The following is a 4,564-nucleotide window of genomic DNA, read 5'->3' as shown; positions in this document are numbered from 1 at the left end:
TTGCTTGGCTTTCAAACTATTGTTTTGTCTAGGTTCCAGCGTCGTTTGTTTCGCTTCGCTTTCGCTTCGCTTCAACCGCGCATTTACCAATGTATCTAACTTCCCCAAGTTTGTCAACCCCTTTTGGCAAAATTTTTTGATCTTTTTTCTATCCCTTGCTACATCAGCCTTTCAGACCTTAGTCTTTTTTGCTAGTCCCTTGATTAGAACTGGCGGTGCGGATGCATTAGTTTATTCGTACTAAATATTTTCCTCAATTTAATTTTTTATTCAGTCCCTCTCGATCGCTGGGGCGATTTTGGGGTATGGTTCCTTGAGAATCTATTTTCTGATCGGAAAGCCCTCATGTCTCGCCGCTCCGCTTTACAATCCTATTTACTGGTGCGTTTACTCCTAGCTCCCTTGATGTTATGGACGATCGTGACGGTGGTTTTTCTGCTGATGCGTGTTGCCCCCGGTGATCCCACGGATGCGATTTTAGGCAACCGCGCTCCTGAAAGTGCCAAAAATGCCCTAAGAGAACAATTAGGACTGAATAAACCCCTATTTTTCCAGTACCTAGACTATATTTTTCACCTAATGCGCCTCAATTTAGGAGACTCTTTAACCAGTAAGGGGGTGACAGTATGGGAGATTATCGCTAAACATTTTCCAGCGACGGTGGAACTAACTTTTTATGGAATGCTAATTGCGGTGATAGTGGGAGTCGGATTGGGAATTATTACCGCTTCCCGTCCGAATACTCCCTTAGATGCGGGGGGACGTTTATTTGGACTGATAACCTATTCCTTGCCGATTTTTTGGGTGGGAATGCTCTTACAGCTAATTTTTGCGGTACAGTTGCGCTGGTTTCCCTTGGGGACTCGTTTTCCTTTGAGTGAAACTCCACCCCAGACAATTACAGGTTTATATACCCTTGATAGTCTGATGACTCTACAACTAGATAAGTTGCCCACAGCCTTGTATTATCTAGCCTTACCTAGTTTTACTCTCGGCATTCTTTTGAGTGGGATTTTTGAACGGATGGTACGAGTTAATCTGAAACAAACTTTGCAAGCGGACTATGTAGATGCGGCCAAAGCGAGAGGAATACCAGAAAAAACGATTATGATCGCCCATGCGATGAAAAATGCCCTAATTCCCGTAATTACTGTCTTAGGATTAACTTTTGCGGCTCTTTTAGGTGGTGCAGTCTTGACGGAAGTTACTTTTTCTTGGCCGGGTTTGGGAAATCAGTTATATCGCGCGATTTCTCTGCGGGATTACCCAACAGTGCAGGGATTAATGGCTTTTTTTGCGACAATAGTGGTTTTTGCCAGTATTTTGATCGATTTAATCAATGCTTACATTGATCCTCGCATCCGTTATTAATCAGGGAGAGAGAATCACGAAGTGGGGAGGTCGGGAGGTGGGAAGTTTGAGCATTTGTACTAATACCATTTTTCTTTATTCGTAGCAGGCATAACCGGGTGCATCTCATATTTGTGATTTTCTCTCACATATAGGTGAGCAGCAGAAGTTGTTCAAAGAGGGCGAATGCAATTCGCCCCTACAATAATATTATACTAAATCCGTTGAGTATAGGCTACATATCAGGACAGGCAAAAGGCAACAGGCAACAGGCAAAAGGTGGAATAAATAATCAGTTTTTAATAACAGGATTTAGTATTATTGCGCCAATGGTAGGGGCGCACTGCGTGCGCCCAAAATGTCATCTAGATATTTCTCCAAAATTGAGATGCACCCGGCATAATCATCTCTGTCATTACTTTTGAAAAATGGTATAAAATTCCAATACGCAGTTTAAATACAGTACAGCTTGACATAAGACAACAGCCGTGAAATTGATGTCACAGCGTAAGGATTCAGGTCATACAAAAAGCAGTCAAACCCATGCTGTGTAAGCATTTAGGCGAATTATGGCAAAATCCTCATTCTCATTAAGAAACGCTGAAAGGCTTAATTTTCGTGCTTATTGAGAATGAAACTGTTAATTTAGCGAGTTCTGAGATTTTAGAAGCCGCTCTGTGACTGCATTTGAGGCACCTGAATCCTTACGTCACAGCTAATAAAAAATGGATCAGGATTGCTTTTTATCTCTAGGTTGTTGTTAGGTGATTGCTGACTGATTAATAATGGTTGAATGTTAATCGGCTTTTCCTTTTAGGGAGACGAAATCGGGCCTATGGGAATTACTATTGTCACCATTTTGCGGGGGATGAAAAGGATTTCTCACTTCGGGGGGAGTGGGTAAACCCTGTTTCATTTCCGCTACTTTTAAGAGGATCAAATACTCATAAAAAGCTTGCAAAGTACACCAAGCAAAACCAGCTTTACCATCGAGAATTCCCGCCAAGATAAAATACATATAAAACCAACGAAGCAAGGGACGAAAAGGCAATCTTAGAGATAAATCTTTTAAAGCTCTCCGTCTATCTACTTCGGTTTCACCAAAAAATAAATTTTTCCAACTAACATCACCGTTAGCCAACTGATGTAGGGTTTCTGCTGCTTCATCGGTAGAATAACGATTATGTTTTTCAATCCAACGACTTAAACCTTTACTACAGGTATAGTGGGGATAGGTTTCTTGTAAAAAAGAGGTTTTTCCTCGACATTCTTCTCTTTCCGTGTGACCATAATCGCTAAACCAGACTTGATCTTTTCTAAATAGACGCATTTGATAACGGGGATACTGGGTGCTGCGACGGATCCAAGTTCCCATAAACATAACTCTTTCGGCCACATAAAAACCAGTAAATTCCTGTTGTTGAGTGGCCAGCAGACATTCTGCGTAGAGTTGGGGTGTCATCCGTTCATCTGCTTCGAGAATATAAACCCAATCGTATTTAGTCTCGATATTTTCCAACATCCAAGTTCTTTGTTTACCATGACTCTCGAATTGATGCTGAATCACTCGCACTGGATAACGAGAAGCAATCTCTACAGTGCGATCGTTACTGTAGGAGTCAACCACAATCACATCGTCAGATAGAAGTGCCGATTCTACACAGGCGGCAATATCAATTTCTTCGTTATGGGTCAGAATGTAAATGGAAAACATAGATATATGGTGTTTGATTATACGAAACTCGATCGGGTAGTAAGCTAAACGGCGCTTAACCTGCATGATCCAATAGCTATAACCCTTTTGGAGTCTATATCGGTGATCCGAAGTAAAAGCCGTTTAGCTTAGTCCTATTGTGTACTGGAAAAAGCGGAATGAAAACCCTTATTATCCAAGAAATTTTCTTAAAACTGCCAGACTGAGCCTATTCTAACCTCGATCGCCATTTTGTCAATATTTCTTAAGTATTACTTGAAAAATTCTTTACCTGAGCTTGCGGCAACCAGCAATGAGCTATTCCCCACCATGAGATAATAGACGGTGCTTTATGTCTCCAGTAATTTTCGATGACTGCTGTTTCCGAGTGTTTTCGTTCTCTCCGTTCCCAGGGGAATTGTGCCTTAATTCCCTTTATTACTGCCGGTGATCCCGATTTGTCCACTACTGCCCAAGCTTTACGCATTTTAGACCGGGCAGGGGCCGATCTGATCGAGTTGGGGGTTCCCTATTCCGATCCTCTTGCAGATGGTCCGGTTATTCAAGCGGCGGCCACGCGCGCTTTAAATCGGGGTGTCAAGTTGGAAGATGTGCTAGAAATCGTCAAAAATGCTCAGGGAGAGGTGAAAGCTCCCATTATTCTCTTTACTTACTATAATCCCATCTACCATCGCGGGATAGATGTCTTTTTAGACCAAATTAAAGCAGCCGGGGTGAGTGGTTTGGTGGTTCCCGATTTACCCCTAGAGGAAGCGGAAAGTCTGCTGCAACCGGCTGCCGCTAAGGGAATTGAGGTGATTTTATTGGTAGCGCCGACCAGTCCCCCGGAACGAATACAAGCGATCGCACTGCAATCTCAAGGTTTTATTTATCTGGTGAGTGTCACGGGAGTGACGGGAATGCGGAACCAAGTGGCCACCAGAGTGGAGGAATTGCTCGATTCTATCCGTTCTGTCAGCGATAAACCCGTGGGGGTAGGATTTGGCATTTCTGACCCGACACAGGCACTACAGGTGAAAAACTGGGGGGCTGATGCGGTAATTGTCGGCAGTGCCATGGTTAAACGTCTGGCCGATAATTCCCCCAGCGATGGGTTAAAATCCCTCGAAGAATTCTGCCGTAGTTTAAAACAGGCGATTCAGTGAGGGATAAGGAGTTAGTGGATGCGGATTAGATCGAGCGTTTATGTCTTCTCGTTCTGAATTCGTTCAATTTCATCTAGCGCTTTTTTCGCCCGGAATACAGCCCGGAGATAGGCGATCTGGCTCTCCCACGCCGATCGGGGTAGGATGGGGGGGATAGGGTTCGGGTTCTCGTTCATCGAAAAAATGGGTCTGAAACCCCGCCCTTTAGCGATAGCGGAGGGCGGCTTTATACAAGTTAGTGAGAAACAATTAAACCGTTAGAACGACGAATTAACTGAATCTTGCTAACAGCTATTTGTCCCAATCGTTTCCAACTGGTATCGCTTACAGATAGCTGTTTTTCGGTATCTCCACT

Annotated in this window: 4 protein-coding genes and 1 pseudogene; 3 read left to right on the top strand and 2 right to left on the bottom strand. The window is 43.4% G+C overall.

Going from position 1 to position 4,564, the window contains the following annotated elements; all coding sequences use genetic code 11:
- A partial coding sequence (locus IM456_RS10595) for a hypothetical protein (RefSeq protein WP_287705267.1) occupies positions 1–244 on the top strand: 244 nt, incomplete at its 5' end.
- Between the two features lie 101 nt (positions 245–345).
- Positions 346–1,371 (top strand): ABC transporter permease, encoded by a 1,026-nt coding sequence (locus IM456_RS10590; RefSeq protein WP_149987417.1) that lies wholly within the window; start codon positions 346–348, stop codon positions 1,369–1,371.
- 775 nt (positions 1,372–2,146) lie between these two features.
- Here the strand turns inward: IM456_RS10590 and IM456_RS10585 are convergent.
- On the bottom strand, positions 2,147–3,064 hold the full coding sequence (locus IM456_RS10585; protein ID WP_149987415.1) for a glycosyltransferase family 2 protein: 918 nt from the start codon (positions 3,062–3,064) through the stop codon (positions 2,147–2,149).
- Positions 3,065–3,414: 350 nt separating this feature from the next.
- Between IM456_RS10585 and trpA the strand changes: the two genes are divergently transcribed.
- A complete protein-coding gene (gene trpA, locus IM456_RS10580; RefSeq protein ID WP_149987414.1) occupies positions 3,415–4,209 on the top strand; it encodes a tryptophan synthase subunit alpha in 795 nt (264 codons plus the stop codon).
- Between the two features lie 235 nt (positions 4,210–4,444).
- On the opposite strand, the pseudogene IM456_RS23550 reads toward trpA, so the two are convergent.
- Positions 4,445–4,564, bottom strand: a pseudogene (locus IM456_RS23550) (RRXRR domain-containing protein); the annotation flags it as partial.

It is taken from the genome of Microcystis sp. M079S1, assembly GCF_020246425.1.
Taxonomy (GTDB): domain Bacteria; phylum Cyanobacteriota; class Cyanobacteriia; order Cyanobacteriales; family Microcystaceae; genus Microcystis; species Microcystis aeruginosa.
Note: the sequence above shows the minus strand (reverse complement) of the source record. Positions and strands in the feature narration are given on the sequence as shown.

What these genes read in the sequence shown, in the direction of transcription:
- IM456_RS10590 (WP_149987417.1), top strand. Translation starts at nt 346, where the DNA reads ATGTCTCGCCGCTCCGCTTTACAATCCTATTTACTGGTGCGTTTACTC.
- IM456_RS10585 (WP_149987415.1), bottom strand. Translation starts at nt 3,064, where the DNA reads ATGTTTTCCATTTACATTCTGACCCATAACGAAGAAATTGATATTGCC.
- trpA (WP_149987414.1), top strand. Translation starts at nt 3,415, where the DNA reads ATGACTGCTGTTTCCGAGTGTTTTCGTTCTCTCCGTTCCCAGGGGAAT.